Here is a 24,137-nt window from a genome sequence, read left to right as displayed (position 1 = left end):
CACGGGCAAGACGCTGTCCATGAGCGGACTGTCACGTATCGTCAGGCTGCTGGCCAACATAGCCGCAGCCGTCCTGGTCGTCTGGATCCTCTTGTTCCTGTTCGACGCCAACCGCGCGAACACGGTCGTCCAGTGGTTCCACGACGCGGCCGACTGGCTGGCCACCTGGTCCCGGAACCTCTTCGCCATCGACAACGCCAAGCTGCGCACCACCGTCAACTACGGCATCGCGGCCGTGGTGTACGCGGCCGTCGGCGTGCTGCTGGCCCGCGTCGTGTCGCGCCGCGGCTGACCCGCGGCGCCCACGGCCCACGGCACGCCCGCGGGGGCGGGCCACCGAGGAACGGCGCACCCCGCGCCCGGCGCACCGCCGGCGCGGCAGCACCCACCGCCACGACGGCACCGCCGTCACGGCAGCACCACCGGCACCGACACCGGCGGCCGCGCCCTCAGGCGCGGCTGCCGTCGCGTGCGTCCCCGGCCTCGCAGCAGTCCGCCACCGCGAGCCCGGCCGGGAGCTGCTCGCCGCCGAAGACGGCGACGGTGGCGTGGTCGCCGCCGAGCGCCGCCACGGCCAGCAGCATCGAGCCGGCGGTCCAGGTGGTGCGCTCCTCCGGCCAGACCGCGTCGTCCTCGAAGACGTAGCCGGTCCAGTAGGAGCCGTCGTCGTGCCGCAGGTGGCGGATCCAGCGCAGGACGTCGACCGCCCGGTCGGACTCGCCGACCGCCCACAGGGCGAGGGCGAGCTCGGCGCTCTCGCCGCCGGTGACCCAGGGCCGGTCGGAGACGCAGCGCACGCCCAGGCCGGGGACGACGAACCGGTCCCAGCCCTCGGCGATGCGCCGCTGGGCCGCGGCGCCGCGCAGCGCGGTGCCGAGGACGGGGTAGTACCAGTCCATCGAGTAGCGGTCCTTGTCGAGGAACCGCTCGGGGTGGTGGGCGACCGCGTGGGCGAGGCGGCCGGCGGCGAGCTCCCAGTCGGGCTGGGGCTCCTCCAGGTGGTCGGCGAGGGCGAGGGCGCAGCGCAGGGCGTGCAGGATGCTGGAGGAGCCGGTGAGCAGGGCCTCGCCGGCGGCGGTGCCGTCCTCGTCCTGGCGCCAGGCGACCGCGCCGCCGGGCAGCTGGAGGCCGACGACGAAGTCGACGGCGCGGCGCACGGCGGGCCAGATCCGGTCGACGAAGGCGTCGTCGCCGGTGGCGAGGTAGTGGTGCCAGACGCCGACGGCGATGTAGGCGCAGAAGTTGGTCTCCCTGGCCCGGTTGTCGGGCACGCCGTCGGTGTAGGAGGCGTACCAGGAGCCGTCGGCGTTCTGGTTGGCGGCGAGCCAGCGGTAGGCGGCCTCGGCGGCGGCGTGCTCGCCGGCGGCGTCGAGGGCCATGGCGGCCTCGGTGTGGTCCCAGGGGTCGAGGTGCCCGCCGGTGAACCACGGTATGGCGCCGTCGGGCCGCTGGTCGGCGAGGATGGTGCGCACGGTGGCGGCGGCCTGGGCGGCGTCGAGGACGCCGGGCAGCACGAGCGCGTCGGGGACGGCCAGGTCCTCGGCGGCGGTCACGCGCCCTCCCCGCTCTCCTGCGCGCCGCTGCCGGCGGCAGCGGCGGCGGCGGCGGGCAGGTGGGGCTTGGTGGCGTAGGCGACGAAGCTCTTGCCGATCAGCGGGTCGAGCGCGGCCTCGGCGAGGCGGGTGGCCAGCGGGCGCTTGACGATGTCCCAGACCAGCAGCTTGTGGTACAGCTTCACCGGCAGCGCCCGGTCGTTGTCCACGCCGAAGGCGCACTTGAGCCACCAGTACGGGGAGTGCAGCCCGTGGGCGTGGTGGGTGCCGTAGGGCTCGAGGCCCGCCTCGCGCATCCGCTCCAGCAGCTCGTCGCCGCGGTAGATGCGGATGTGGCCGCCCTCGACCTCGTGGTAGGCGTCGGAGAGCGCCCAGCAGATCTTCTCGGGCAGCCAGCGGGGCACGGTCACCGCGATGAGGCCGCCGGGCTTCAGGACGCGGACCATCTCGGCGAGGACGCCCTTGTCGTCCGGGATGTGCTCCATCACCTCGGAGACGATGATCCGGTCGAAGGAGTCGTCCTCGAAGGGCAGCGCGAGGGCGTCGCCCTCCAGGGCGGTGGCGCGGGCGCCCGCGGGGGCCTCGCCGGCCTCGTCCATGGCCGCGAACCACCGGCGGACCTCGGCGATCTCCTCGGCGTTGCGGTCCAGCGCGACCACGTCGGCGCCGCGCCGGTAGCACTCGAAGGCGTGCCGGCCGCCGCCGCAGCCCAGGTCGAGCACCCGGTCGCCGGGGGCGAGCGGGAAGCGGGAGAAGTCGACGGTCAGCACTGCGTGGCTCCCATTCGTTGCGGCGCCGGCCGGCACGGTCCCGGTGGCGTGGTGGTGCGTCAGGAAGGGTACGGGGGTGCGGTCGTCAGACGTAACGCCAGCCGGGGCCGGTGCGCGCCCGCTGCCCGGCGCCGGTGGCGACGGCCTCGCGGTACCGGTCGGCGGTGAGGGCGGCGGCGCGCTCCCAGGTGAAGCGGGCCAGGACGCGCTCGCGGCCGGCCGCGCCGATGCGGGCGCGCAGCTCCGGGTCGTCGAGCATCCGGCCGAGGGCGGCGGCGAGGGCGCCGGCGTCGCCGGGCGGCACGGCCAGGCAGGTCTCCCCGTGGGGTCCGGCGACCTCGGGGATGGCGCCGCCGGTGGTGGCGACCAGGGGGGTGCCCGTGGCCATGGCCTCGGCGGCGGGCAGCGAGAAGCCCTCGTACAGGGAGGGGACGCAGGCGACCTCGGCGGAGCGGTAGAGGTCGACCAGCTCGGCGTCGGTGAGGCCGCTGCGGAAGGTGACGTGCCCCTCCAGGCCCAGGCGGCGGACGGCCTCGGCGACCGGCCCGTCGTCGCGGCTGCGGCCGACGACGACCAGGTGCGCCTCACGTTCGGTGCGGACCTTGCCGAGCGCCTCCACGAGGTGGACCAGGCCCTTGAGCGGCACGTCGGCGCTGGAGGTGGTGACGATCCGTCCGGGGACGACCGGCACGGAGGCGTCCGGCGCCCACAGGCGGGTGTCGGCGCCGATGGGGACGACGCCGATGCGGGCGCGGTCGACGCCCAGGTGCCCGGCGATCTCGTCGCGGGAGCTGCCGGAGACGGTGAGCACGTGGTCCAGGCGGCGGGCGACGCGCTTCTGCATGCGGGTGAAGGCGTACCAGCGGCGCACCGACAGGCGGCGCTTGAGGTCCGCGGCGGAGGCCAGCTCCAGCTCGCGGTCGACGGTGACCGGGTGGTGGATGGTGGTGACCAGGGGGAAGCCGTGCCGCTCCAGGCCGAGCAGGCCGTAGCCGAGGGTCTGGTTGTCGTGGACGACGTCGTACCGGCCGCGGCGGGCGGCGAGGAAGCGGCGGGCGCGCAGCGAGAAGGTGAGCGGCTCGGGGAAGCCGCCGGTCCACATGGTGGCGACCTCCAGCAGGTCCACGGCGTCGCGGTACTCGCCGGGCCGGGGCGTGCGGAAGGGGTCGGGCTGGCGGTACAGGTCGAGGCTGGGGATCTCGGTGAAGGAGACCGAGCCGGGGCCGTCGACCTCGTCGAGCACGGGGTAGGGCTGTCCGCCGAGGACCTCGACGCGGTGCCCGAGGCGGGCCAGCTCGCGGGAGAGGTGCCGGACGTAGACGCCCTGGCCGCCGCAGAACGGGTTCCCCTTGTAGGACAGCAGCGCGACGCGCAGCGGCTGCTCGGCCTCCCGGGCGGCCCCCTGGGTCTGAGCGGTCACCCTCGGCTCCTTCTTCCCGCACCGCCCCGGGCGCGGACGCCGCGGGTGGGGTAGAACAGGTTTCAGTATCGAACATCTGGGAGAACTCGAAGATACCGGCCCGCGGGCCTCCCGCCGGAGGCAGGGCTGGTGATTCGCGCCACGCCGGAGCCGACCACGGGGAGCACCCATGACGGCAGGTCCGACCCCGCACGCCGAACCGGCCGCGCACGCCGGACCGGCCGCCCGCACCGGGCCGGCCGGGCACGCCCGCCGGGCCGCGCCGGGCCGCGCCCGCACCGCGGGGGCGGGCGCCTCCCGTCCTGCCGGTGACGGGGGCGCACCGCTCACCGGGCGGCAGGAGGAGCGGCGGCGCCGCATCCTGGAGGCCGCGGCGGCGCTGGCCTGCCGGGGCGGCTTCGACGCGGTGCAGATGCGGGAGGTCGCGGAGGGCTCGGGCGTGGCCCTGGGGACGCTGTACCGCTACTTCCCCTCCAAGACGCACCTGCTGGTCGCCGTCATGGAGGACCGGCTGCAGCTCATGCGCGACCGGCTGCGCCGCCGCCCGCCCGCCGGGGACGACCCGGCGGCCCGGGTCGCCGACGTCCTGATGCGCGCCTTCCACCGGCTGCAGCGCGAGCCGCGGCTCGCCGAGGCGATGGTGCGGGCGCTGACCTCGGCCGACCGGTCGGCCGGCGCCGAGGCCGACCGGGTGGGCCGGCTCACCACCGCCGTCGTCGTGGACGCCATGGGGCTGGACCGGCCGCCCACCGCGGGGGAGCTCGCCGCCGTCCGGGTCGTCGGGCACACCTGGCAGTCGGCCCTGGTCTCGTGGCTCTCCGGCCGGTCCTCCATCGCCGAGGTCCGGGGCGACCTGGAGACCGCCGCCCGGCTGCTGACCCTGGGGTGAGCGCCCCTCCCGGGCGTCCGCGCCGGGCGCGGGCCCCGGCGGCACCGCGGGTTCCGGCCCCGCGCGCCCCGGCCCCGCGGGTCCCTGTCCCGCCCCCGGGGCGGTCCCGTGCGGGCGCCCGTTAGAGTGTCCGCGACACAACTCCATGCGCCTCCCGTCCGGGGGAAGCCGGTGCAAGTCCGGCACTGACCACGCAGCCGTGAGCCCGCCCCCCAGGCGGGCGAGTCGGAATGCCCGGCGGAGGCGAGCGGCTTCCCGGGCCCGCGGCAGCGGACGTCCGGCACCCGTCGAGGTCTACGGACGGCCGGCGCCCGCACGGTGGCGGCCACGACCGCTCACCGAAAGGCAACACCCGCTGATGCTCTCCGCCGCCGCCCGCGCCGGCGCCGCGCTCGCCTGCGCCGCGCTCCTCACCGGCACCGCCGCCGCACCGGCCCTCGCCGACGACTCCGCCTCCCCGGCCGCGTCCGCCGTCTCCCCCTCGCCGGTGGCGGTGCCCCCGGGCCTGTACGGCAAGGACGACCCGACCTACGACGGCGTCTGGCGGCAGTCCCTGGCGCTGCTCGCCCTGCACACCGCCCAGGTGCGGCCCGCCGACGCCGCCGTGCGGTGGCTCACCGGGCAGCAGTGCGGCGACGGCGGCTGGCCGTCCTTCCGCGCCGACACCGCCGACGCGTGCACCGCGGCCACCGAGGACAGCAACGCCACCGCGCTCGCCGTCCAGGCCCTGACCGCCCTCGGCGGCCACGACGCCGCGACCGCCAGGGGCGTCTCCTGGCTGCGCCGCCACCAGAACCCCGACGGCGGCTGGTCGTACAACCCCGGCGGCGCCAGCGACGGGAACTCCACCGGCCTCGCCGTCAACGCCCTCGTCGCCGCCAAGGCCGACCCGGCCCAGGTGCGCAAGCACGACCGCAGCGCCTACGACGGCCTGGCCTCCTTCCAGCTCGGCTGCGACGCCCCCGCGGCGAAGCGGGGCGCGTTCGCGTACCAGCCCGACAAGTCCGGCGCGCTGGAGCCCAACGACCTCGCCTCCGCCCAGGCCCTGCTCGCCGCGGCCGGCGGCGCCCTGCCCGTCGCGCCGGGCGCGCGCCGGGAGAAGCCGGCCGCCGCGCCGGACTGCGCCGCCGGGGCGAAGGGCGCCCTGCCCCGCGAGAGCTCCGCCGAGGCGGACGCGCACTTCCTCGTCGGGCGGCTGGCCGCGGGCAAGCAGCGGCTGATGCAGTCGCTGCCCGGCGCCGCCCCCGCGCCCGACTACAACGCCACCTCCTGGGCCGTGCTGGGCCTGGTCGCGGCCGGGCACCCGGACCAGGCGTCCGACGCCGCCGACTGGCTGGCGGGCAACGGCTACGCCTGGATGCAGGGCAAGCAGGGCGTCAACCCGGCGTCCGCCGCGACGCTGCTGCTGGTGGCGAAGGCGACCGGGCTGGACCCGTACAACTTCGGCGGCAGCAACGTCGTCCAGATGCTGGTGAACTCCGGCCCGGCCCCCGCCTCGCTCCCCTCCGCCGCCGCCTCGGCCGCCTCCGCCGCGCCCGACGGCACCAAGGCGCCCGGCTCCTCCGTGACCGGCGCGGACGAGGACGAGAACGGCGGCTTCTCCCCCGTGTGGCTGATCGGCATGGGCCTGGCCGCCGGCATCGGCGGCGGGGTGTTCCTCAGCCGCCGGGGGAAGCGGGGACCGGCGGCGGGCACGGCCCCGGCCGCCGCCCCCGCGGCCGCCGCCCCCGCCGACGACGCGCGGGACGGCGCGGCCGCCGGCGGCGGCGACGACCGATGACGAGGACCGGGACCGGGACCGGGACGGGGACCCGGGCGCGCGTCCGGCCGGGCGCCGCGGCGCGCCCGGCCGCCCGGGCGCTCGTGCTCGCGGCGGCCGCCGCGCTCCCGCTGCTGGCCGCCGCCCCGGCGCAGGCCACCGGGTACCGCTACTGGTCGTTCTGGGACGGCAGCAGCGGCTCCTGGACGTACCAGCAGCAGGGGCCGGCCACCTACCGGCCGCAGGACGGCGGCGTGGACGGCTGGCGGTTCGCGGTGAGCCCCGACGGCGGCAGCGGCGCCGCCCGGCCGCGCGCGGCCGCCGGCTTCGCGGCGGTCTGCGGCGGCACCGCGGCCCGCGCGGGCCGCAAGCGGGTCGCCGTGGTGCTCGACTTCGGCACCCCCGCCGACGCCCCGGCGGGCGAGCGGCCCCCGGTCCGGCGCACCGCCTGCGCGGTCGTCCCCGAGGACGCGAGCAGCGCCGAGGTGCTGGCCGCGACCGTGCCGCCGCTGCGCTACGACGGCAGCGCCATCCTGTGCGCCATCGCCGGGTACCCCCGGTCCGGCTGCGGCGAGGCCGTCGGCGCGGGCACCGCGGACGCGGCGGGGGCGCCCGCGAAGGGCGGCGGGAGCGGTGACGGCGGCGGTCCGTCCGTCGGGCTGGCCGCGGGCGGGGCGGTGGTCGCGGCGGTCGCGGCCGGCGCCGTCGTCCGGGCCCGCCGCCGGCGCACGCCGTGAACCCGCACCCCGTGGACCCGCAGTCCGTGGACCCGCAAGCAGCGGGCCCGCGCCCCGCGGCCCCGCCCGCCGGCCCGGCGGCCGCGGCGGTCCCCGCCGCACGCACGGCCGGCGGCGGGGAGCGGCGGCGGCCCGGCCGCGACCGTGCCGGCGGCCGCCGCACGGCCCGCCGTCCCGCCGCCGGGCCGCGGCAGCTGCACCCGGGCGCGTGGTGGCTGTGGGCGCTGGGCCTGGGCACCGCCGCCTCCCGCACGACGAACCCGCTGCTGCTGCTCCTCGCCGCGGCCGTCGCCGGGCACGTCGTCGCCGCCCGGCGCGGCGACGCCCCCTGGTCGCGGTCGTACGGGGCGTTCCTGCGGCTGGGCCTGGTGGTGCTCGGCATCCGGCTGGTCTTCGCCGTGCTGCTGGGCTCGCCGGTCCCGGGCACCCGCGTGCTGTTCACCCTCCCCGAGGTGCCGCTGCCCGACTGGGCCCAGGGGGTGCGGCTGGGCGGCCGGGTCACCGCGGAGGCCCTGGCCTTCGCCCTGGAGGACGGCCTGAAGCTGGCCGTGCTGCTGGGCTGCGTCGGCGCGGCGAACGCGCTCGCGAGCCCCGCCCGGCTGCTGCGCTCCCTGCCGGGCGCCCTGTACGAGGCGGGGGTGGCGGTGGTCGTCGCCATGACGTTCGCGCCGAACCTCGTCGCCGACGTGCGGCGGCTGCGGGCCGCCCGGCGGCTGCGGGGGCGTCCCGACCGGGGCGTGCGGGCGCTGCTGAGCGTGGGCCTGCCGGTCCTGGAGGGCGCCCTGGAGCGGTCGGTGGGCCTGGCCGCCGCCATGGACACCCGCGGCTTCGGCCGCACCGCCGACGTGCCGCCCGCCGTGCGCCGCACCACGGCGGCGCTCACCCTCACCGGTCTGACCGGGGTGTGCGTCGCGGTGTACGGGCTGCTGACCGACACCGGCACGGTGTGGGCGCTGCCGCTGCTGGCCGCCGGACTGGCCGCCGCCGCGGGCGGACTGGTGCTCGGCGGGCGGCGGGCGCTGCGCACCCGCCACCGGCCCGACCCGTGGGCGGCCCGGGAGTGGCTGACCGCCGGCTCGGGCGCGGCCGTCGCGGGGCTGACGGTGTGGCTGTCGACCCGCGACCCGGGCGCCTTCCACCCGCCGGCCGTCCCGCTCACCGCGCCCGCGCTGCCGCTGCTGCCGGCCGCCGCCGTGCTGCTGGGCCTGGTCCCGGCGGTCGCCGCGCCGGTCCCGCCGCGGACGGCGGGGCGGGGCCCGCGGGAGGCGGCCGGCGCGCGGGAGGGCGCGGGGGAGCCCACGGGCGCCGGGGCGCGCACCGCCACGGGGGGGCCGGGGCACCCGCGGGAGCGGCGGGCGCGGCAGGAACGGAAGGACGCAGAGGAACGGAAGGAGGCCGACCGGTGATCACCTTCGAGCAGGTCTCCGTGACCTACCCCGACGCCGACGCCCCCGCCCTGGCCGGGGTGGACCTGCACGTGCCCGAGGGCGAGCTGTGCCTGCTGGTCGGCCCGTCGGGGTCGGGCAAGTCCACGCTGCTGGGCGCCGTCTCCGGCCTGGTGCCGCACTTCACCGGCGGCGTGCTGCGCGGCCGCGTCACGGTGGCCGGGCGCGACACCCGCACCCACCGGCCGCGCGACCTCGCCGACGCGGTCGGCACCGTCGGCCAGGACCCGCTGGCCCACTTCGTCACCGACACCGTGGAGGACGAGCTCGCCTACGGCCTGGAGTCCCTGGGCACGCCGCCCGAGGTGATGCGCCGCCGCGTCGAGGAGACCCTCGACCTGATGGGCCTCGCCGAGCTGCGCGACCGGGCGCCCGCCTCCCTCTCCGGCGGCCAGCAGCAGCGGGTGGCGATCGGCTCCGTCCTCGCCGTCGGCCCCCGGCTGCTCGTCCTGGACGAGCCCACCTCCGCGCTCGACCCCGGTGCGGCGGAGGAGGTGCTGGCGGTGCTCCAGCGGCTCGTCCACGACCTGGGCACCACCGTGCTGCTGGCCGAGCACCGCCTGGAGCGGGTGGTGCAGTACGCCGACCGGGTGGTGCTGCTGCCCGGCCCCGGCCTGCCCCCGGTGAGCGGCGACCCGGCCGAGGTCATGGCGGCGTCCCCGGTCTTCCCGCCGGTCGTGGGCCTCGGCCGCGCCGCCGGCTGGTCGCCGCCGCCGCTCTCGGTCCGCGACGCCCGGCGCCGGGCCGCCCCGCTGCGGGCCCGCCTCGCCGCCGCCGCACCGGCCCCGCGCACCCCCGCCGGGCGGCCGCCCGGCGAGGCCGTCGCCGAGGTGCGCTCCCTCGCGGTGCGGCGCGGGGGCACGGCGGCGCTGCGCGGCGTCGACCTGGTCCTGCACCGGGGTTCGGTCACCGCCCTGATGGGGCGCAACGGCGCGGGCAAGTCGACCCTGCTGGGCAGCCTGGTGGGCCTGCACGCGCCCGCGTCCGGCTCGGTGCGGGTCGCCGGACTGGTCCCGCACCGCACCCGGCCGGGGCAGCTGGTCCGGCAGGTCGGGCTGGTCCCGCAGGACCCGCGCGACCTGCTGTACGGGGAGACGGTCGCCGCCGAGTGCGCCGCGGCCGACGCCGACGCGGGGGCGGAGCCCGGCACCTGCCGCGCCCTCGTGGAGCGGCTGCTGCCGGGTCTCGCGGACGGCAGCCACCCGCGCGACCTCTCCGAGGGCCAGCGGCTCTCGCTCGCGCTGGCGGTCGTCCTCACGGCCCGGCCCGCCCTGCTGCTGCTCGACGAGCCGACCCGGGGGCTGGACTACGCGGCCAAGGAGCGGCTGGTGGGGATCGTGCGCGGGCTCGCCGCCGAGGAGCCGCGGTGCGCCGTGCTGCTCGCCACCCACGACGTGGAGCTGGCCGCGGAGCTGGCCGACCGCACGGTCGTGCTGGCCGACGGGGAGGTGGTGGACGACGGGCCGACCGCCTCGGTGGTCACCGCCTCGCCCGCCTTCGCCCCGCAGGTGGCGAAGGTGCTCGCCCCCGAGCCCTGGCTGACGGTCAGTCAGGTAAGGGACGCGCTCACGCCGGTCGGCGCGGCGCCGGGGAGCCCCGCGTGACCCCCGCACCCGGGGCGGCGCCCCGGACCGCCGCGCCCCGGACCGCCGCGCCCGGCACCGGCGCCGGGCACCGCAGCGCCACCCGGCCCGTCCCCCTCGGCCGGCGGTCCGCCGCGGCCCTCGCGCTGACCTCCGCGGCGGGCGTCGCCGCCTTCGGCTGGCCGCTGCTCGCCTCCCCCGGAGCCGACCTCGTCGGCCACTCCGCCGACGCGCCCTGGCTCTTCGCCGCCCTGCTGCCGCTGCTGCTGGCGGTGGCCGTCGCCCAGGTCGCCGAGGGCCGGGCCGACGGCGGCCCCGGCCTGGACGCCAAGGCGGTCGCCCTGCTCGGCGTCCTCGCCGCCGCCGGCGCCGCCCTGCGCCCGCTGGGCGCGGGCACGGCCGGGATCGAGCCGATGTTCTTCCTCATGGTGCTGGCGGGCCGGGTGCTCGGGCCCGGGTTCGGCTTCGTGCTGGGCGCGCTGTCGATGTTCGCGTCCGGCCTGCTCACCGGGGGCGTGGGCCCCTGGCTGCCGTTCCAGATGCTGGCCATGGGGTGGGTGTGCACGGGCGCGGGGCTGCTCCCGGGCGCGGCCGGCCTGCGCGGGCGGCGCGAACGCGTCCTGCTCGCCGCGTACGGGGCCGTCTCCTCCGTCCTGTACGGCACCGTGATGAACCTCCAGGGCTGGCCCTACCTGGGCGGCATGAGCAGCTCCGTCTCCTTCGTCCCCGGCGACCCGCTCACCGCCAACCTGGCGCGCTTCACGGCGTACTGCCTCGCCACCTCCCTCGGCTGGGACCTGCCGCGCGCCGCCGTCACCGTCGTCCTCTGCCTCACCGTCGGCGGACCGGTGCTGCGGGCCCTGCGCCGCGCCTCGCGCCGCGCCGCCTTCGATGCGCCCGTCTCCTTCGAGGACGGCCCGGCCGGGCGGCCCACCGCCGGGGACGGCTCCGCCGAGGGCACCTCCGGACGCTGATCCGGACCGCCGCACGGCGCTGTGGCGGACGGCCCGGGACCCTTGGCGGCACGGGACGTGACGGCTCCTCCGGGACATCGGGCCGTACGGGTGTCGTGCCCGCGGATGGGGGCAGGCGACCCTTCGAGCCGGTCACGCACGGTCGTCACGGAGGCCGCCCGCCGGGGGCCCCGCCCACCCAGCAGGAGGCTTGTCATGAGCACTGGTGCGACCATCGCCCTGATCGTGGTCGCCGTGGTCGTCGTCGCGGCCCTCGCCGCCCTGACCTTGCGGCCCCGGATGCGCAGGCGCCGCCTGGAGCGGCGGTTCGGCCCCGAGTACCACCGGGCGGTCGCCGAGCACGGCACCCCCGAGAAGGCCCAGGAGGACCTGGAGGAACGCCTGCGCCTGCGCCGCGACCTCGACGTCCGTCCCCTGAGCGACGAGGCCCGCGAGCGCTACCGGACCGACTGGGCGGGGCTGCAGGAGGAGTTCGTCGACGCCCCCGGGCAGGCCCTGGTCGACGCCGACGAGCTGATCGGCCGCGTCATGCGCGACCGCGGCTACCCCGCCGACGAGCGCGACGAGGCCCTGGCTGCGCTCTCCGTCGACCACGCCCGCACGCTGCAGAGCTACCGCAGCGCGCACGCCGTCGCCCGGAAGGCCCAGGAGGGCAGCGCCACCACCGAGGAGATGCGCGAGGCCGTGGTCCGCGCCCGCGAGCTCTTCGCCGAGCTCGTCGAGGCCGGGTCCGGCACCCCCCGCCCCACCACCAGCCACTGACGACGAAGGAAGAGGACACCCCCATGGGCGAGCGCAGAAGCACCGAACGCGGCGAGGAACTGCTGCGGCGCGCACAGGGCCGGGACGACGAGGGCCAGCAGGCGGCCAGGACACCGGAGGAGCCGCCCAGCGGCCGGGCCGCGTCCGAGGACTCGGTGTACGGGTACCGGACCGCGGGCACCCCGGAGCGTCCGGCGACGGCGCCCGGCGAACCGCGCCGCGAGGAGGCCGCCGCCCGCGCGGCGCAGCAGGCCGCCGGTCCCGACCCGCGGACCGTCACGCCTCCGGGCACCCCGCCCGGTCCCGTCACCGGCTCGGTCACCGACCCCCACCACGACCCCGAGGCCGGGGCCGGGGCCGGCGGGACCGCCGCCCGGGACACCGCCGCTCGGGACACCACCGCACAGGGCGGTGCGCCGAGCACTGCCGGACGGGACTCCACGGGGGACCGCAGCGACATCGCGGACCGCGGCGGCCTGTCGAAGGACCGCACGGAGACGGACCGCACGGAGACCGACCGCACGGAGACGGACCGCACGGGCACCGGCGACCGGATCGGCACGGGCCACCGCGCGGACACGGCCGACGACCGGACCACCGGCACGGGGATCGGCGCCACCGGCAGCACGAGCACCGGCCGGACGGCGGACGACCGCACCGGTACCGACCGCACTGCCGCCGACCGCACCGGCACCGGCACCGGCACCGGCGGGACGGCGGCAGCCGCCGCCGGTGCCGCGGCTGCCACCGCCGCGTCCGGCCGGACCGACCGGCCGCGGCACGCCGCCGGCGGTACGGGCACCGCGGGCGCGGCCGCCGAGGAGGACCACCTCCTGCGCAGCGATGCGGCGGAGGACCTCCAGGCCCGCTGGCGGGAGATCATGGTCGGCTTCGTGGACGGCCCGAAGCACGCCGTCGAGGAGGCGGACCAGCTCCTGGACAAGGTCGCCGCGATGATCACCGAGGGCATCGAGGAGCGCCGCCGCACCCTGCGCGGCGGCTGGCAGGGCCAGGGCGAGGGCGAGACGGAGGAACTGCGCCTCGCGCTCCAGAAGTACCGCGGTCTGGTCACGCACCTGCTGCAGACCTGACGGCACCGCCGGACGGGCGCCGAGGGCCCCGGACCTCCTGCGGGAGGTCCGGGGCCCTCCGCCGTCCGGGCCGTCCGGGCTCTGCCGGGACGGGCGCCGGCAGCCTCGCGGCGGCCGGTCTCAGCCGAGCTTCGGCGACGCCTGCTGCACGACCTCGAACGACCACAGCGACGAGTCGGTGGCGGCCGGCCGGGCCTGCCCGCCGCCCTGCTCCTCACCGCCGCCCTGACCGCCGCCCCGGTGCGCGCTCTGCATCGGACCGGACATCCACGTCCGGAAGTCCTCCTCGCTGCGCCACCTGGTGTACACGAGGTACCGGTCCGTCCCGTCGACGGGCCGCAGCAGCTCGAACCACTCGAAGCCGTCGGACCCCTCCACGGCGCCGGCCCGCGCGGCGAACCGCTGCTCCAGCACCTCCCGCTGCTCCGGCGGGACCGTCAGCACGTTGATCTTCACGACGCTCATGCGTCCATCCTGCCGCACCGCTGCGGAGCCCTCGCGGCGGACGCGCCCCGGCGCACGGCGGCAGCCGGGCGGGCGGCCGCGGCCCGTGCGGCTTCCGGAGCGGCTCCGCCCTGCCTCCGCACCGGGTCTCCCTCCGCACCGGCTCCTCCGGGCCGGGGCGCGGAAGACAAGCGGCACGGCCCCCTCCGCGGTCCGGCGGCGGCACGGGCACCGGCCCCGGGCGGCGGCCGCCGCCCGGGGACCGCCGTCCGGGGACCGTGCACCGTCGGGCAGGTACAGGGGCGGGAGGCCGAGGGCGGCGGCGGTGCGGGCGGGGGCGTCGTGCCAGGGGCGGGGGGACAGGACGGGGACGCCCGCGGCGGCGGCCTCGGCGGCGAGCAGCCGCCCGTAGGCGAGGGAGGCGCGGGCGCGGTGGCGCTGCGGCCCGGCGTCCGGCTCGCGGGCGAGGTGGTTGGCGACGGGGCCGTCCTCGTCGTCCTCGTGGACGACGACGCCGCGGACCGGTCCGGCGGGCGACGCGAGGGACGGCAGCAGGTAGTCGCCCTCGACGACGACGGGCGTGCCGGTCGCCACGTGGTTGGCGGCCACGGCGGCGAGGGCCGGGGCGAGGGCGCGGGCGGTCCTGAGCTGCACCTCGGCGATGCGCCCGGGCGGCCCGCCGGCGTCATCGGGGCGGGTGCGCCCGTGGTGGAGGTCGGGCGGCTGCTCCGGGGTGGTCATCGCCAGCAGGGCCTCGACGAGGTCGTCGACCTCGGCCAGGGGCATGCCGTAGGCGGTCGCCGGCGCCCGGGCGATGCTCGTCTTGCCGATGCCCGAGCAGCCGCCGACCAGCAGCACCAGGGGGGCGGGGCCGGGCGGGGCCGGGTGCGGCGCGTCCACGGCGGGGAGGGTAGCGCCTCTCCCGGAGCCGGCGTCACGGACCCGGGGAGGGCCGGAAACGGACTGCGCCCGGCCGGCCCGCGCCCGTAGGGTGGCCGCCGGGCGATCAAGGAACCGGGAGCGGGCATGGACGCGGAGCGGCGGGACGTGGTGCGCAGCAGGGTGTTCGGCGAGGTCGCGGAGGTGTACGACGCCTACCGCCCCGGCTATCCGGACGCGCTGGTGGACGAGGTGCTCGCGTACGCGGCGCTCGGCGGCCGCCCGGCCGTGGAGGTCGGCGCGGGCACCGGCAAGGCCGCGGCGGCGTTCGCGGCGCGGGGCGTGCCGCTGGTGTGCGTGGAGCCCGACCCGCGGATGGCGGAGGTGCTGGCGCGCACCACCGCGCCGTACCCGCAGGTGCGGGTCGAGGTGGGCGCCTTCGAGGAGTGGGAGCCCGGCGGCCGCCGGTACGGGCTGCTGGCGGCGGCGGCGTGCTGGCACTGGCTGGACCGGGACCGGCGCTGGGACCTGGCGCACGCCGCGCTCGCGCCCGGCGGGGCGGTGGCGCTCTTCTGGAACGGCCGCGCCGTGCGCGACGAGGGGCTGCGGACGGCGCTCGCCGAGGTGGACGCCCGCCACGGGGTCGACCGCGTCCCGCACAGCGACCCGCTGTCCGCGTGGGAGGACGAACAGGCGGCCTGGGCCGAGGGGACCGGCTGGCCCGCGGAGGAGTGCCGGCGCGACGGGCGGTTCACCGGCCTGCGGTCGGTCCGCTTCCGCGAGGAGCACCGGTACGGGACGGAGCACTGGGTCGGGTACCTGTCCTCGATCTCCGCGTACCGCATGCTGCCCGAGGACCGGCGGGCGTCCGCCCTGGCCGGGATCGCCGGGGTGCTGGACGCCCACGGCGGCGGGATCGACGTCGTGGGCGTGTCCGACCTCTTCCTGGCCCGCGCCCGCTGAGCCGCCCGGCCTGCCGTCCCCCCGGAACTCCCGCCCCGCAGCCTCCCGTCCCCCGGCCTCCCGGGGCGTGCTCAGACCGCCGCGCCGCGGCGGGAGGGGGTGTGGACGGGCGGGCAGGGCAGGTCGTCGGCGTCGCCGCACAGGTCGGGGCTGAGGCGGGTGAGCAGGGCGGCGAGGTCGGCGTGGCGGGTCTCGTCCCAGTCGCCGAGCAGGGCGGCGAGCCGGGCGCGGCGGGCGGCGAGGAGGCGGTCGGCGACCTCCTCGCCCTGCGGGGTGAGGCGCATGTCGAGGGTGCCGTCCCGGGCGGCGAGGCCGCGCGCCTCGACCTCGACGGCGGCGTCCTCGACGGTGCGGCGGGGCACGACGCGGCGGTCGGCGACGTCGCCGGGGGCCACGCTGCCGTACCGGCGCATCATGAGGAGCAGCCAGGAGGAGGCCGGCCGGAGGTCCAGGCCGGCGTCGGCGGTGATGCGCCGGTACAGGTCGTGGCGGGCCTCGCGGGTGCCGAGGACCGTGAGGGCGCGGGCGGTCTCGTCGGCGGAGGAGCGTTCGACCGGGTTGGCTCCGATCGCCTCGCCGAGGTCGGGGGTGGTGACGGCGCGGCGCAGGGGCTGCTCCTGCAGGAGGCAGGCGAGGACGAACGCGACCAGGACGACCGGCACCGCGTAGAGGAAGACCCGGGTGATGGACTCGGCGTAGGCGTGGTGGACGGCGTCCTGCACGGCGGGCGGCAGGGCGGCGACGGTCCGCGGGTCGCGGGTGGCGGCGGAGGCGTCGGTGCCGGGCGGCAGCGGCACCCCGGCGAGGGCGTCGGCCAGGCGGGTCCGCAGGCCGGAGGAGAAGACGGCGCCGAAGGCGGCGACGCCGAAGGACGCGCCGATCGAGCGGAAGAAGGTGGCGCCGGCGGTGGCCGCGCCCAGGTCCTCGTAGCCGACGGAGTTCTGCGCCACCAGGACGAGGACCTGCATCACCATGCCGAGGCCGAGGCCCAGGACGAGGAAGGACAGGCTCGTCACCGCGGTGCCGCTGTCCTCGGTGAGGCGGGAGAGGAGCAGCAGGCCGACGGCGGTGACGGCGGTCCCCGCGACGGGGAACGCCTTGTAGCGGCCGGTGCGGCTGACGATCTGGCCGGAGGCCACGGAGGTGAGCAGCATGCCGAGGACCATGGGCAGCATGTGCAGGCCGGAGAGGGTCGGCGAGACCTGGTGGACGACCTGGAGGAAGGTCGGCAGGAAGGTCAGCGCGCCGAACATCGCGAAGCCGACGACGAAGGAGATGGCCGCGGCGAGGGTGAAGGTCCGGCTGCGGAAGAGGTGCGGGGGCAGGACGGGCTCGGCGGCGCGCCGCTCGACCCGGACGAGGAGCAGCGCGAGCGCGAGCCCGAGCGCGCCCAGGGCGGCGGTCTGCCAGGAGCCCCACGGCCAGGCGGTGCCGCCGAGGGAGGCCGCCAGCACGAGGCAGGAGGCGGCCCCGGCGATCAGGGCGGTCCCGGCGTAGTCGACGGTGTGCCGCCGGGTGGTGCCGGTGCGGGGCAGGACGGCGGCGATGACGGCGAGGGCGGCGACGCCGAGGGGCAGGTTGACGTAGAAGACCCAGCGCCAGCCGAGGGTGTCGACGAAGAGGCCGCCGAGGAGCGGGCCGAGGACGCTGGTGACGCCGAAGACGGCGCCGAACAGGCCCTGGTAGCGGCCGCGCTCCCGGGGCGGGACGAGGTCGCCGACGATCGCCTGGGTGAGGACGATGAGGCCGCCGCCGCCCAGGCCCTGGAGGGCGCGGAAGGCGATGAGGCCGCCCATGTCCTGGGCGAGTCCGCAGAGCGCCGAGCCCGCCAGGAACACCGCGATGGAGCCCTGGAAGAGGCGCTTGCGCCCGTACATGTCGCCGAGCTTGCCCCACAGGGGGGTCGCGGCGGTGGCGGCCAGCAGGTAGGCGGTGACCACCCAGGAGAGGTGGTCGAGGCCGCCGAGGTCCCCGGCGATGGTGGGCAGCGCGGTGGAGACGATGGTCTGGTCGAGGGCGGCGAGGAGCATGGCGAGGAGCAGCGCGCCGATGGACCACCACAGCCCGGGGGCGGGCGCGCCGGGGTGCGGTGCGTTCCGGGGGCCCGCGCCGGAGGGGTCTGCGCCGGGGGGGTCCGCGCCGGGGGGCGCGGCGGCCGGGGCGGGGGGTCGTGCGCCGGAGCGCTGCGCGGCGGTGCCGGCGCGGGCTCTCCTGCGGTCGGGCCGGGCTTCGTGGTCCGCCATGCCAGCTCCTCGGAACATCGGGTCCCGGTGCCGGGCCCGGAGCCGGGTCCGGGCGCCGCCCCCGCCCGTTCATTCTGTCAGTTGTGCCCCGTTTCGCCCTTTCGGGGGCAGCCGCCCGCGGGAGGGCGCGAAAGGCCCCGTACGGTCACCGAACAGGCGTGACCCGATTCAAAGCGGCACCGGAGGTCCAATCCGGGCACTCCGCCCCCGGCCCCCGGTCCACGCTGTGCGACCGGCCGGTGATCCTGCATAATCGGGCGCGACCGAGGCCTCGCGCGCCGACCCGTCCCCGTACGGCGCGCCCCGTCCGCCGCCGGTCCCCGCCCGCCGACCGGCTGCCGCCTGCGCGCTCTCCGACCGGCACCACCGCAGTTCGTCCCGAGGAGGACCGGCCGGATGTCAGGACAGCGCTGCCCCGCGTGCGGTGCCGAGCGCGGCACCGGTCCCTGCGCCTGTCCGCCGGTCGCGGGCGACGCGGTCGACACGGCGGTGCTGCCGCGGATCGAGGGTCCGCCGCTGGTGCGGCCGTACGTGCAGCAGCCGGGCGGTCCGGATGCGGGCCCCGTGCCGCCGCAGGGCGCGGTGCCGCCCCCCGGACCCTTCACGCCGGAACCGGCCGTGCAGGGCGCGCCGGGCGCGCCGGGCGCCGCGGTCGGTGCCCAGGACGCGGGACAGGCCGGCCCGGTGGCGGTGCACCCGGCCGGGGCCGACGGACCGGCCCCGGGCGACCTGGGGATGTTCCCGCTGGAGACCGCCGACGCCCCCGCCCACGTGCCCTACTCCCGTGCGGCCGGGCGGCAGGCCGCGGACCGGCGGCGGCGCCGGCGCGGAGCGGTGGCCGTGGGCGCGGTGGCGGTGGCGGCCGTCGCGGGCACCGTCGTGGCGCTCTCCGGGGGCGGCGACGGCGGCGGGGACCGGGTCGCGGCGCCCTCCCCGTCCGCGTCCGCCCTGGTCGGCAACCCGACGCCGCTCCCCGCCTCCCCCGCCCCGAGGCGCGGCCGCCCCTCGCCCAGGGCCCTCCCCGGCGGGGCATCGCAGACCGCAACGGCGTCGGCCTCGCCCGCGAAGGCCACCGCGAGCGCCTCCACCGCCCCGGCCGCCCCGGCCGTCTCCGTCACGGCACGGCCGGGAAGCCCCTCCGCCCCGGCACCGGGGCGGACGGCCGCCCAGAGTGCCGCCCCGTCCGGGCCGCCGGCGCCCAGCGCCTCCCCCACCGGGCCGCCCACCCTCTCGATGGGCGTGGAGGGGCCGGAGGTGGTCGACCTCCAGCAGCGGCTGGCCCGTGCGTCGACGTACCACGGGAAGCCGTCGGGCCGGTACGACGACAAGACCTTCCAGGCCGTCGCCCAGTTCCAGGTCTGGTACAGCGTGCAGGGCGACCCCCGGGGCGTGTACGGGCCCAACACGCGGCAGCGGCTGGAGGTCGCCTTCCCCTGAGCGGGCGCCGCCGGCCGCCGGCCCGCCCCCGCAGGGCGCCCGTACCGGCCCGCACGTACCGGTCCGCCCGCACCCGTCGCCGCACCGCTCCCGGCGGGCGGAGGACCCGCGGGCCTGGGGCCGGACCGGTGGCCGGGGGCCGGGCACGCGGGCCGGGGCCGGGCACGCGGGCCGGGCACGCGGGCCGGGGCCGGGCACGCGGGCCGGGCACGCGGGCCGGGGCCGGGCGCGGGAGCCGCGGGCGGGGCGCGGGAGCCGCGGGCGGGGCGCGCGGGCCGGGGGCTGCGGCACGCGGCATCCTGGACGCCGTGGCGATCGACGGCTTCGGCCCCCTGGAGTTCCAGCTCGTGCTGCTCCGCAGGATGGCGGACTTCCGGCCCGGCGAGGTCGAGGACGCGGTCCTGCGGCTCGGCTCCGACCGCACGGCGATGCGGGAGGCCAACCGGCGCTGGCAGGCCATGATCCGCTCCCGCGGCTTCCCGCGCGGCGACCGCCGCTACCGGGCGGTCCTCGGGCCGCCGGAGTCGGCGGGGCGGCGGCGGGTGGGCGACCTGGAGCTGCGGGTCCTGCGCTGGCCGGTGCCGCTCTGGCCGGAGCTGCGCTTCGAGGTGCTGCTGGCGCCGGGCGGCGCGGTGTTCAACGAGTGGCTGGTGCGGGCGCCCGGTACGGCCCCGCCCCCGCTGCGGACCCTGGAGGACCTGGCCCCCTGGTCCTGCACGGTCGGGGACGTGGCGGCGGCGTTCGCCCCGGCGCGGCCGATGGAGGGCACGGCGCCGGGACGGTGGCGGCTGGCGTTCACGGCGCCGGACGCGGACGGGACGGCCCGGGGGGCGGTCGCCGACTTCACCTGGGGCCTGCTGCAGGAGGTCCGGACGGACGGCGGCCCGGCCGCCCCGGGGACGGCCGGGCCCTGACCTCCCGGCCCTGACCTCCCGGCCCGGACCTCCCGGCCCGGACGGCCTGACCCCGGGGGTCGGACCCCGTGGGTCGCACCCCCGGGGGCCGGGGCCCGCCGGGACCGCACCGGTCCGGCGGGCCCGCGGCGGGGGCCGGTGCCGACGGGGTCAGCCCCGGATCGCGCCGACGATGCTGACGGCCGCCATGACCAGCATGACCACCGCCGCCACCCGGGTGATGACCCGCAGCGGCACGTGCTTCATGAGCTTCTGGCCGCCGACGATGGCGACGCCCGCCACCGCGCACAGCGCCAGCCAGGAGCCGAGGGCGACGGAGAGCGGGTCGGCGTAGCGGGCGGCGAGGTTGGCGGTGGTGATCTGCGTCAGGTCGCCGAACTCGGCGACCAGCACCAGCAGGAAGCCGGACCCGGCGACCTTCCAGAAGCCGGTCGACGACGGCTCCTTGGCGGCGTGGCCGTCCTCGCCCTCCTCCCGCTGGAGGAGCAGCATGGCGGCGCCGCCGAGGAAGAGCAGGCCGACCACGCCCTCGACCCAGCGGTGCGGCAGCAGCGCGAGGAGGCTGCCCGCGGCGACCGCGAGGGCGACGTGCACGGCGAAGGCGGCGGCGATGCCGGCGAAGACGTACGACGCCCGGTAGCGGGTGCCCAGGACCAGGCTGGCCAGGGCGGTCTTGTCCGGCAGTTCCGCCAGGAAGATGATGCCGAAGGTGATCGCGGCGACGGTGATGCTCATCGGGTGGGGGTCTTTCCTCGTCGGTTCGGGCTCCCGCACCGGAGGTCCCTCGGGGGTCGCTTCGGCACGGCAGCGCTGGGCGTACAGCACTGCGGCCGAAGGTCTCGCCGGCACCGCCGCCGCGGACCGCGCCGCGTTCGCAGGATGCCCCGGGCGCCGGGCCGCCGCGGCGGCCAGTGTGTCGACGGTCCGGTGGAGGGCTACTCCCCTTCGATCATCTCCCACCCTACCGGACCGGCGGAGCGTCCCCCGGCCCGCGGGACACCAGGCCCCTCCCCACCAGCTCCAGCACGACGACCACGGCGGCCGCCTCCACCGCGAGCAGCGCGACCAGGACGAGGAGCTGCACCGCGCCCGCGGCCACCGGGGAGGCCCCGCCGAGCAGCATGCCGACGAAGGCGCCCGGCAGGGTGACCAGGCCCACGGTGCGGGTCTGGTCGAGCGCGGGGACCAGGGAGGTGGCGGCGGCGGTGCGGCAGATCTCCAGCCGGGCGTCCCGGTCGGGGAGGCCCAGCGAGAGCGCGGCCTCCACCTCGCCGCGGCGCTGGGCCAGCTCGTCCAGCGCCCGGCGGCCGGAGAGCGAGGTGGCGGTGAGGGCGCCGCCGATGAGGATGCCGGCGACCGGGATGAGCGAGATGCCCCTCGCCGGGACCAGGCCGCCCCCGACGAGCAGCAGCAGGGCCGGGACGGTGCCCGCGGCGATCGGGGCCGCCGCCCACCACCAGTCGGGTCCGGCCGTCATCCGGCGGCCGGCGGTGCGCACCGCCACCGTGAACATCAGCAGGACGAAGAGCAGCGACAGCGGCAGGGAGCGGACGACCCACCCGATCACGGCGGCGACGGCGGCCAGCTGCACGGCCGCCCGCAGCCCGGCCCGCAGCACCGCCCGGCCGTGGCCGAGCCGCCCCCAGCCCGCGACCGCGACCCCGGCCGCCAGGAGCAGCGCCACCGCCGCGCCCAGGGCCGGGGTCACCGGCAGGAGCGAGGAGCCGCCCGCCGCCGCCCGTGCCCCGGCCCCCGGGCCCGTCGCCGCCACCACCGCCGCTGCCGCCGCTCCTGTCACGGTCCCATCATGGGTCCCGGGGCACGCCCGGCCGCGGTCCGGCCCTCACGCCCGGGTGCGTCCGGCCGTCCGGAGCCGGGGGACGGCACGGGCGGCGGCGGTGCCGAGCCCGGTCGGTCCCGCGAGGGCGGCGAAGGAGCCGTGCGGCGCGGCGCGGCCGGGCACGGCCGGGGCGGGCACCGCCGGGTGGCCGGGCGGGCCGGCGGGGGCGAGCGGGCCGGCGGGGGCGAGCGGGCCGGCGGGGGCGAGCGGGCCGGGGGCCCCGGCGGGCATGCCCGCGGCGCGGCGCACCTCGTCCTCGTCGTACCGGCGGCAGCCGCGGTGCCAGACGAGGATGCCCGCCATCCAGTGCTCCAGCTCCTCGGCGTAGCCGGTGAGGACGGCCCGGGCCCCGGCGTCGAGGCGGTGCTCCTCGGCCAGGGCGGGCAGCCCGGTGGAGACCACGTGCTCGAACTCCCGCATCCGGGAGGCCATCAGGTCGGCGACGACGTCCAGGGCCTCGGGCAGGCCGCAGGAGAAGAAGTCCTGGACGACGAGGACGGCGTTGTGGACCTCGCCCTCGAACTCGATCTCCTTGCGGTAGGAGTACAGGTCGTTGATGAGCGCGGCGTAGTCGGAGGCCGCGCGCTCCATCGCCTGCACGGCACGGGAGCGGTGGACCTCCTCCGGCAGCGACCTGCCGCGGGAGAGGCGGGACAGGCTCATGGTGAGGTCGGCGCCGAAGGTCATCCGGCGCATCTCGATGTAGTCGACGGGGTCGGGGACGCGGTGGTGGGCCTGGTTGGCGAGCTCCCAGAGCCAACTGCCGGTCATGTCCTCGACCGTGGTGCGGAAGCGGCGGCGGGCGTCCGGGTCCATCGGCCCGGCGGTGCGCCGCCACAGGTCCGCCAGCCCGGCCTCCAGCGGGGTGGCGGGGGGCGGCGCGGGCTCGCCGCCGACCGGCATGAAGGCGGCCAGGCGCTCGGTGCACGCCCTGGCGCCGGCCAGGTCCCCGGTGCGGCCGTAGACGGCCGGGTAGTAGTCGTCGCCGTAGGTGCCCCAGGTGAGCCAGCCCGTCGTCAGGTCGAGCTGCTCCGGGGAGGCGTCGGGGTGGATGCCCGCGGAGCAGAGGGCGAAGTCGGCCGCGCGCAGCCGCTCCTCGTCCCAGACGCCGGAGTGCGGCACGCCGGGGACGGCGGCGAGCATGCCGATGCCCCGGGCCCAGACCACGACGTTCTCGCGCGAGGCGTCCAGGTGCGGGCTGAGGGTGGTGGTGAACGGCATGTGGAGGTCGGGGACGCGGACCGGGCCGACGGGCCGGTGTGTCGGGCGGGCGTGGCGGGCGAGCCGTTTCGGGAGGGAGGCGGCGAGGGAGGCGGCGGCCCGGGCGGCGGAGGTGCCCAGGCCGGGCGGGCCGGAGGGGAGCGCGAGGCCGGACGGGCCGGACGGGAGGGCGGGGCCCGGCGGCGGTCCGGAGCCGTCCGCCGCGCCGTTCATGTAGCGGCTGGAGCGCAGGTGCCACTCGTGGCCGCCCGCCTGCCAGTCCTGGAGGCCCTTGGCGTAGGCGAGGACCGCCGCGCAGGACGCCGGGTCGAGCGCGTGCTCGGCGAAGAGCGGGCCGAGCTCGGTGAGGACGGTGTGCTCGAACTGCTGCAGCCGGGAGGTGACCAGGTCGTTGACGGCGTCGGCGGCCTCCTGGGTGGTGCAGCCGAGGAACCGCTCGAAGACCAGCACCCCGTTGGAGAGCTCGCCCTCCTCCTCGATCTCCCGCTGGTAGGAGAAGAGGTCGTTGCGGAGGTGGACGCCGTCGGAGAAGGCGTCCCGCAGCACCCGCAGCGGGCGGCTGCCGGCGACGGCGTCGGGCACCTCGGCGCCCACGGCGTACTCGACGAGCCCGGCGGACCAGGGCGCGCCGCCGACCTTGCGGCGCATCTCGACGTACTCCAGCGGGTTGGCGACGCGGCCGGCGTCGATGTTGGCCAGCTCCCAGAGCGACTCGTCCAGCAGGTGGCGGGTGGCCTCGGCGAAGCGGCGCCGCCACCCCCCGGTCATGGCGGGCACGGTGCGCGCCCACAGGTCGGCGAGGCCGCGCTCGACGGCGTTCTCCGGCACCGGGGGCTCCCCTCCGGGCTGCTCGGGCATGAAGGCGGGCAGCCGGTCGAGGTACGCGCGGGCGCCGTCGAGGTCGCGGGTGCGCTTGAAGCTCTCCAGGAAGTGGTCGTCGAAGAAGAAGACCCACACGTACCAGTCCGTCACCAGGTCCAGGGCGTCGGCGGGCGCGTCGGGGTGGGTGTACGCGCACAGCAGGGCGTAGTCGTGGGAGTCGAGGTCGTCCTCGTCCCACACCCCGGAGCCCTCGACCATGCCCATCGTGCGGGCCCACGCCTTGGAGTGGACGCGGGCGGTCCCCAGGTGGGGGTTCAACCGTGCGGGGTGGGGCTCGTAGAACTGCGGAAGCCTGAAGGGCTGCGACATCCGTGCCTCGACTCTCCCTCGG

At 78.4% G+C, this 24,137-nt stretch carries 20 protein-coding genes and 1 riboswitch; of the genes, 12 read left to right on the top strand and 8 right to left on the bottom strand.

The features are described from left to right. Positions 1-19 precede the first annotated feature (19 nt). On the top strand, positions 20-292 hold the full coding sequence (locus tag ACFY07_RS11170; protein WP_230649606.1) for a hypothetical protein: 273 nt from the start codon (positions 20-22) through the stop codon (positions 290-292). 157 nt (positions 293-449) lie between these two features. Here the strand turns inward: ACFY07_RS11170 and ACFY07_RS11165 are convergent, their stop codons facing one another. From ACFY07_RS11165 to ACFY07_RS11155, 3 genes are all read right to left on the bottom strand, one after another. Beyond that, entirely contained in the window at positions 450-1,553 is a 1,104-nt protein-coding gene (locus ACFY07_RS11165) for a prenyltransferase (RefSeq protein WP_390868411.1), read from the bottom strand. Next, entirely contained in the window at positions 1,550-2,323 is a 774-nt protein-coding gene (locus tag ACFY07_RS11160; protein ID WP_390868410.1) for a class I SAM-dependent methyltransferase, read from the bottom strand. Before ACFY07_RS11160 ends, ACFY07_RS11165 begins: the two co-directional genes overlap by 4 nt. Positions 2,324-2,408: 85 nt before the next feature. Next, positions 2,409-3,914: a glycosyltransferase family 4 protein gene (locus tag ACFY07_RS11155; RefSeq protein ID WP_390868409.1), complete on the bottom strand. Its 1,506-nt coding sequence runs from the start codon at positions 3,912-3,914 to the stop codon at positions 2,409-2,411. Between ACFY07_RS11155 and ACFY07_RS11150 the strand changes: the two genes are divergently transcribed. The 8 genes from ACFY07_RS11150 (at position 3,913) to ACFY07_RS11115 (ending at position 12,983) form a co-directional block, all read left to right on the top strand. Beyond that, a complete protein-coding gene (locus tag ACFY07_RS11150) occupies positions 3,913-4,632 on the top strand; it encodes a TetR family transcriptional regulator (RefSeq protein ID WP_390868408.1) in 720 nt (239 codons plus the stop codon). The genes ACFY07_RS11155 and ACFY07_RS11150 overlap by 2 nt on opposite strands. 161 nt (positions 4,633-4,793) lie before the next feature. After that, a riboswitch (cobalamin riboswitch) is annotated at positions 4,794-4,868 on the top strand. A gap of 122 nt (positions 4,869-4,990) precedes the next feature. Then, entirely contained in the window at positions 4,991-6,412 is a 1,422-nt protein-coding gene (locus tag ACFY07_RS11145) for a prenyltransferase/squalene oxidase repeat-containing protein (protein WP_390868407.1), read from the top strand. Further along, positions 6,409-7,128: an SCO2322 family protein gene (locus ACFY07_RS11140; RefSeq protein WP_390868406.1), complete on the top strand. Its 720-nt coding sequence runs from the start codon at positions 6,409-6,411 to the stop codon at positions 7,126-7,128. Before ACFY07_RS11145 ends, ACFY07_RS11140 begins: the two co-directional genes overlap by 4 nt. An 11-nt stretch (positions 7,129-7,139) precedes the next feature. Next, positions 7,140-8,534, top strand: coding sequence for an energy-coupling factor transporter transmembrane protein EcfT (locus ACFY07_RS11135; protein WP_390868405.1), 1,395 nt, complete (start codon positions 7,140-7,142; stop codon positions 8,532-8,534). Continuing rightward, a complete protein-coding gene (locus tag ACFY07_RS11130) occupies positions 8,531-10,177 on the top strand; it encodes an ABC transporter ATP-binding protein (RefSeq protein ID WP_390868404.1) in 1,647 nt (548 codons plus the stop codon). The genes ACFY07_RS11135 and ACFY07_RS11130 overlap by 4 nt, the downstream gene beginning before the upstream one ends. After that, positions 10,174-11,130, top strand: a complete 957-nt coding sequence (locus ACFY07_RS11125; RefSeq protein WP_390868403.1) for an ECF transporter S component — start codon at positions 10,174-10,176, stop codon at positions 11,128-11,130. The genes ACFY07_RS11130 and ACFY07_RS11125 overlap by 4 nt, the downstream gene beginning before the upstream one ends. A 195-nt stretch (positions 11,131-11,325) precedes the next feature. Then, entirely contained in the window at positions 11,326-11,892 is a 567-nt protein-coding gene (locus ACFY07_RS11120; protein WP_390868402.1) for a hypothetical protein, read from the top strand. Positions 11,893-11,915: 23 nt separating this feature from the next. Further along, a complete protein-coding gene (locus ACFY07_RS11115; protein ID WP_390868401.1) occupies positions 11,916-12,983 on the top strand; it encodes a hypothetical protein in 1,068 nt (355 codons plus the stop codon). 120 nt (positions 12,984-13,103) lie between these two features. Here ACFY07_RS11115 and ACFY07_RS11110 read toward each other — a convergent pair whose 3' ends face one another. Further along, the gene (locus tag ACFY07_RS11110) at positions 13,104-13,448 is read right to left on the bottom strand and encodes an antibiotic biosynthesis monooxygenase family protein (RefSeq protein ID WP_390868508.1); all 345 of its coding nucleotides are present in this window, start codon (positions 13,446-13,448) and stop codon (positions 13,104-13,106) included. 1,005 nt (positions 13,449-14,453) lie between these two features. Here ACFY07_RS11110 and ACFY07_RS11105 point away from each other — a divergent pair. After that, positions 14,454-15,269 (top strand): class I SAM-dependent methyltransferase, encoded by an 816-nt coding sequence (locus ACFY07_RS11105; protein ID WP_390868400.1) that lies wholly within the window; start codon positions 14,454-14,456, stop codon positions 15,267-15,269. A gap of 71 nt (positions 15,270-15,340) precedes the next feature. On the opposite strand, the gene ACFY07_RS11100 is transcribed toward ACFY07_RS11105, so the two are convergent. Beyond that, positions 15,341-17,512 carry a DHA2 family efflux MFS transporter permease subunit gene (locus ACFY07_RS11100; RefSeq protein ID WP_390868399.1) on the bottom strand — a complete coding sequence of 724 codons (2,172 nt, stop codon included), beginning with the start codon at positions 17,510-17,512 and terminating at the stop codon, positions 15,341-15,343. 396 nt (positions 17,513-17,908) lie between these two features. Here ACFY07_RS11100 and ACFY07_RS11095 point away from each other — a divergent pair, with 396 nt between their 5' ends. Then, positions 17,909-18,949, top strand: a complete 1,041-nt coding sequence (locus tag ACFY07_RS11095) for a peptidoglycan-binding protein (RefSeq protein WP_390868398.1) — start codon at positions 17,909-17,911, stop codon at positions 18,947-18,949. Positions 18,950-19,257: 308 nt separating this feature from the next. Then, positions 19,258-19,863 carry a hypothetical protein gene (locus ACFY07_RS11090; RefSeq protein WP_390868397.1) on the top strand — a complete coding sequence of 202 codons (606 nt, stop codon included), beginning with the start codon at positions 19,258-19,260 and terminating at the stop codon, positions 19,861-19,863. Positions 19,864-20,013: 150 nt separating this feature from the next. Here the strand turns inward: ACFY07_RS11090 and ACFY07_RS11085 are convergent, their stop codons facing one another. The 3 genes from ACFY07_RS11085 to ACFY07_RS11075 form a co-directional block, all read right to left on the bottom strand. After that, a complete protein-coding gene (locus ACFY07_RS11085) occupies positions 20,014-20,598 on the bottom strand; it encodes a TMEM165/GDT1 family protein (RefSeq protein ID WP_230649626.1) in 585 nt (194 codons plus the stop codon). Positions 20,599-20,824: 226 nt separating this feature from the next. Beyond that, on the bottom strand, positions 20,825-21,634 hold the full coding sequence (locus tag ACFY07_RS11080) for an ABC transporter permease (RefSeq protein ID WP_390868507.1): 810 nt from the start codon (positions 21,632-21,634) through the stop codon (positions 20,825-20,827). A 72-nt stretch (positions 21,635-21,706) separates the two neighbouring features. Then, on the bottom strand, positions 21,707-24,115 hold the full coding sequence (locus tag ACFY07_RS11075) for a germacradienol/geosmin synthase (protein ID WP_390868396.1): 2,409 nt from the start codon (positions 24,113-24,115) through the stop codon (positions 21,707-21,709). Between the last annotated feature and the right edge of the window lie 22 nt (positions 24,116-24,137).

The sequence above is a fragment of the Streptomyces sp. NPDC001380 genome (genome assembly GCF_042895785.1).
GTDB lineage: Bacteria > Actinomycetota > Actinomycetes > Streptomycetales > Streptomycetaceae > Peterkaempfera.
The sequence above is the reverse complement of the archived record's forward strand: the minus strand, read 5'-3'. Positions and strand labels throughout refer to the sequence as shown.

Excerpts from the sequence above, each read along its gene's own strand:
- ACFY07_RS11105 (WP_390868400.1), top strand. The coding sequence starts at position 14,454 with ATGGACGCGGAGCGGCGGGACGTGGTGCGCAGCAGGGTGTTCGGCGAG.
- ACFY07_RS11095 (WP_390868398.1), top strand. The coding sequence starts at position 17,909 with ATGTCAGGACAGCGCTGCCCCGCGTGCGGTGCCGAGCGCGGCACCGGT.
- ACFY07_RS11145 (WP_390868407.1), top strand. The coding sequence starts at position 4,991 with ATGCTCTCCGCCGCCGCCCGCGCCGGCGCCGCGCTCGCCTGCGCCGCG.
- ACFY07_RS11075 (WP_390868396.1), bottom strand. The coding sequence starts at position 24,115 with ATGTCGCAGCCCTTCAGGCTTCCGCAGTTCTACGAGCCCCACCCCGCA.
- ACFY07_RS11110 (WP_390868508.1), bottom strand. The coding sequence starts at position 13,448 with ATGAGCGTCGTGAAGATCAACGTGCTGACGGTCCCGCCGGAGCAGCGG.
- ACFY07_RS11120 (WP_390868402.1), top strand. The coding sequence starts at position 11,326 with ATGAGCACTGGTGCGACCATCGCCCTGATCGTGGTCGCCGTGGTCGTC.
- ACFY07_RS11085 (WP_230649626.1), bottom strand. The coding sequence starts at position 20,598 with ATGAGCATCACCGTCGCCGCGATCACCTTCGGCATCATCTTCCTGGCG.
- ACFY07_RS11115 (WP_390868401.1), top strand. The coding sequence starts at position 11,916 with ATGGGCGAGCGCAGAAGCACCGAACGCGGCGAGGAACTGCTGCGGCGC.
- ACFY07_RS11170 (WP_230649606.1), top strand. The coding sequence starts at position 20 with ATGAGCGGACTGTCACGTATCGTCAGGCTGCTGGCCAACATAGCCGCA.
- ACFY07_RS11100 (WP_390868399.1), bottom strand. The coding sequence starts at position 17,512 with ATGGCGGACCACGAAGCCCGGCCCGACCGCAGGAGAGCCCGCGCCGGC.
- ACFY07_RS11140 (WP_390868406.1), top strand. The coding sequence starts at position 6,409 with ATGACGAGGACCGGGACCGGGACCGGGACGGGGACCCGGGCGCGCGTC.
- ACFY07_RS11150 (WP_390868408.1), top strand. The coding sequence starts at position 3,913 with ATGACGGCAGGTCCGACCCCGCACGCCGAACCGGCCGCGCACGCCGGA.
- ACFY07_RS11155 (WP_390868409.1), bottom strand. The coding sequence starts at position 3,914 with ATGGGTGCTCCCCGTGGTCGGCTCCGGCGTGGCGCGAATCACCAGCCC.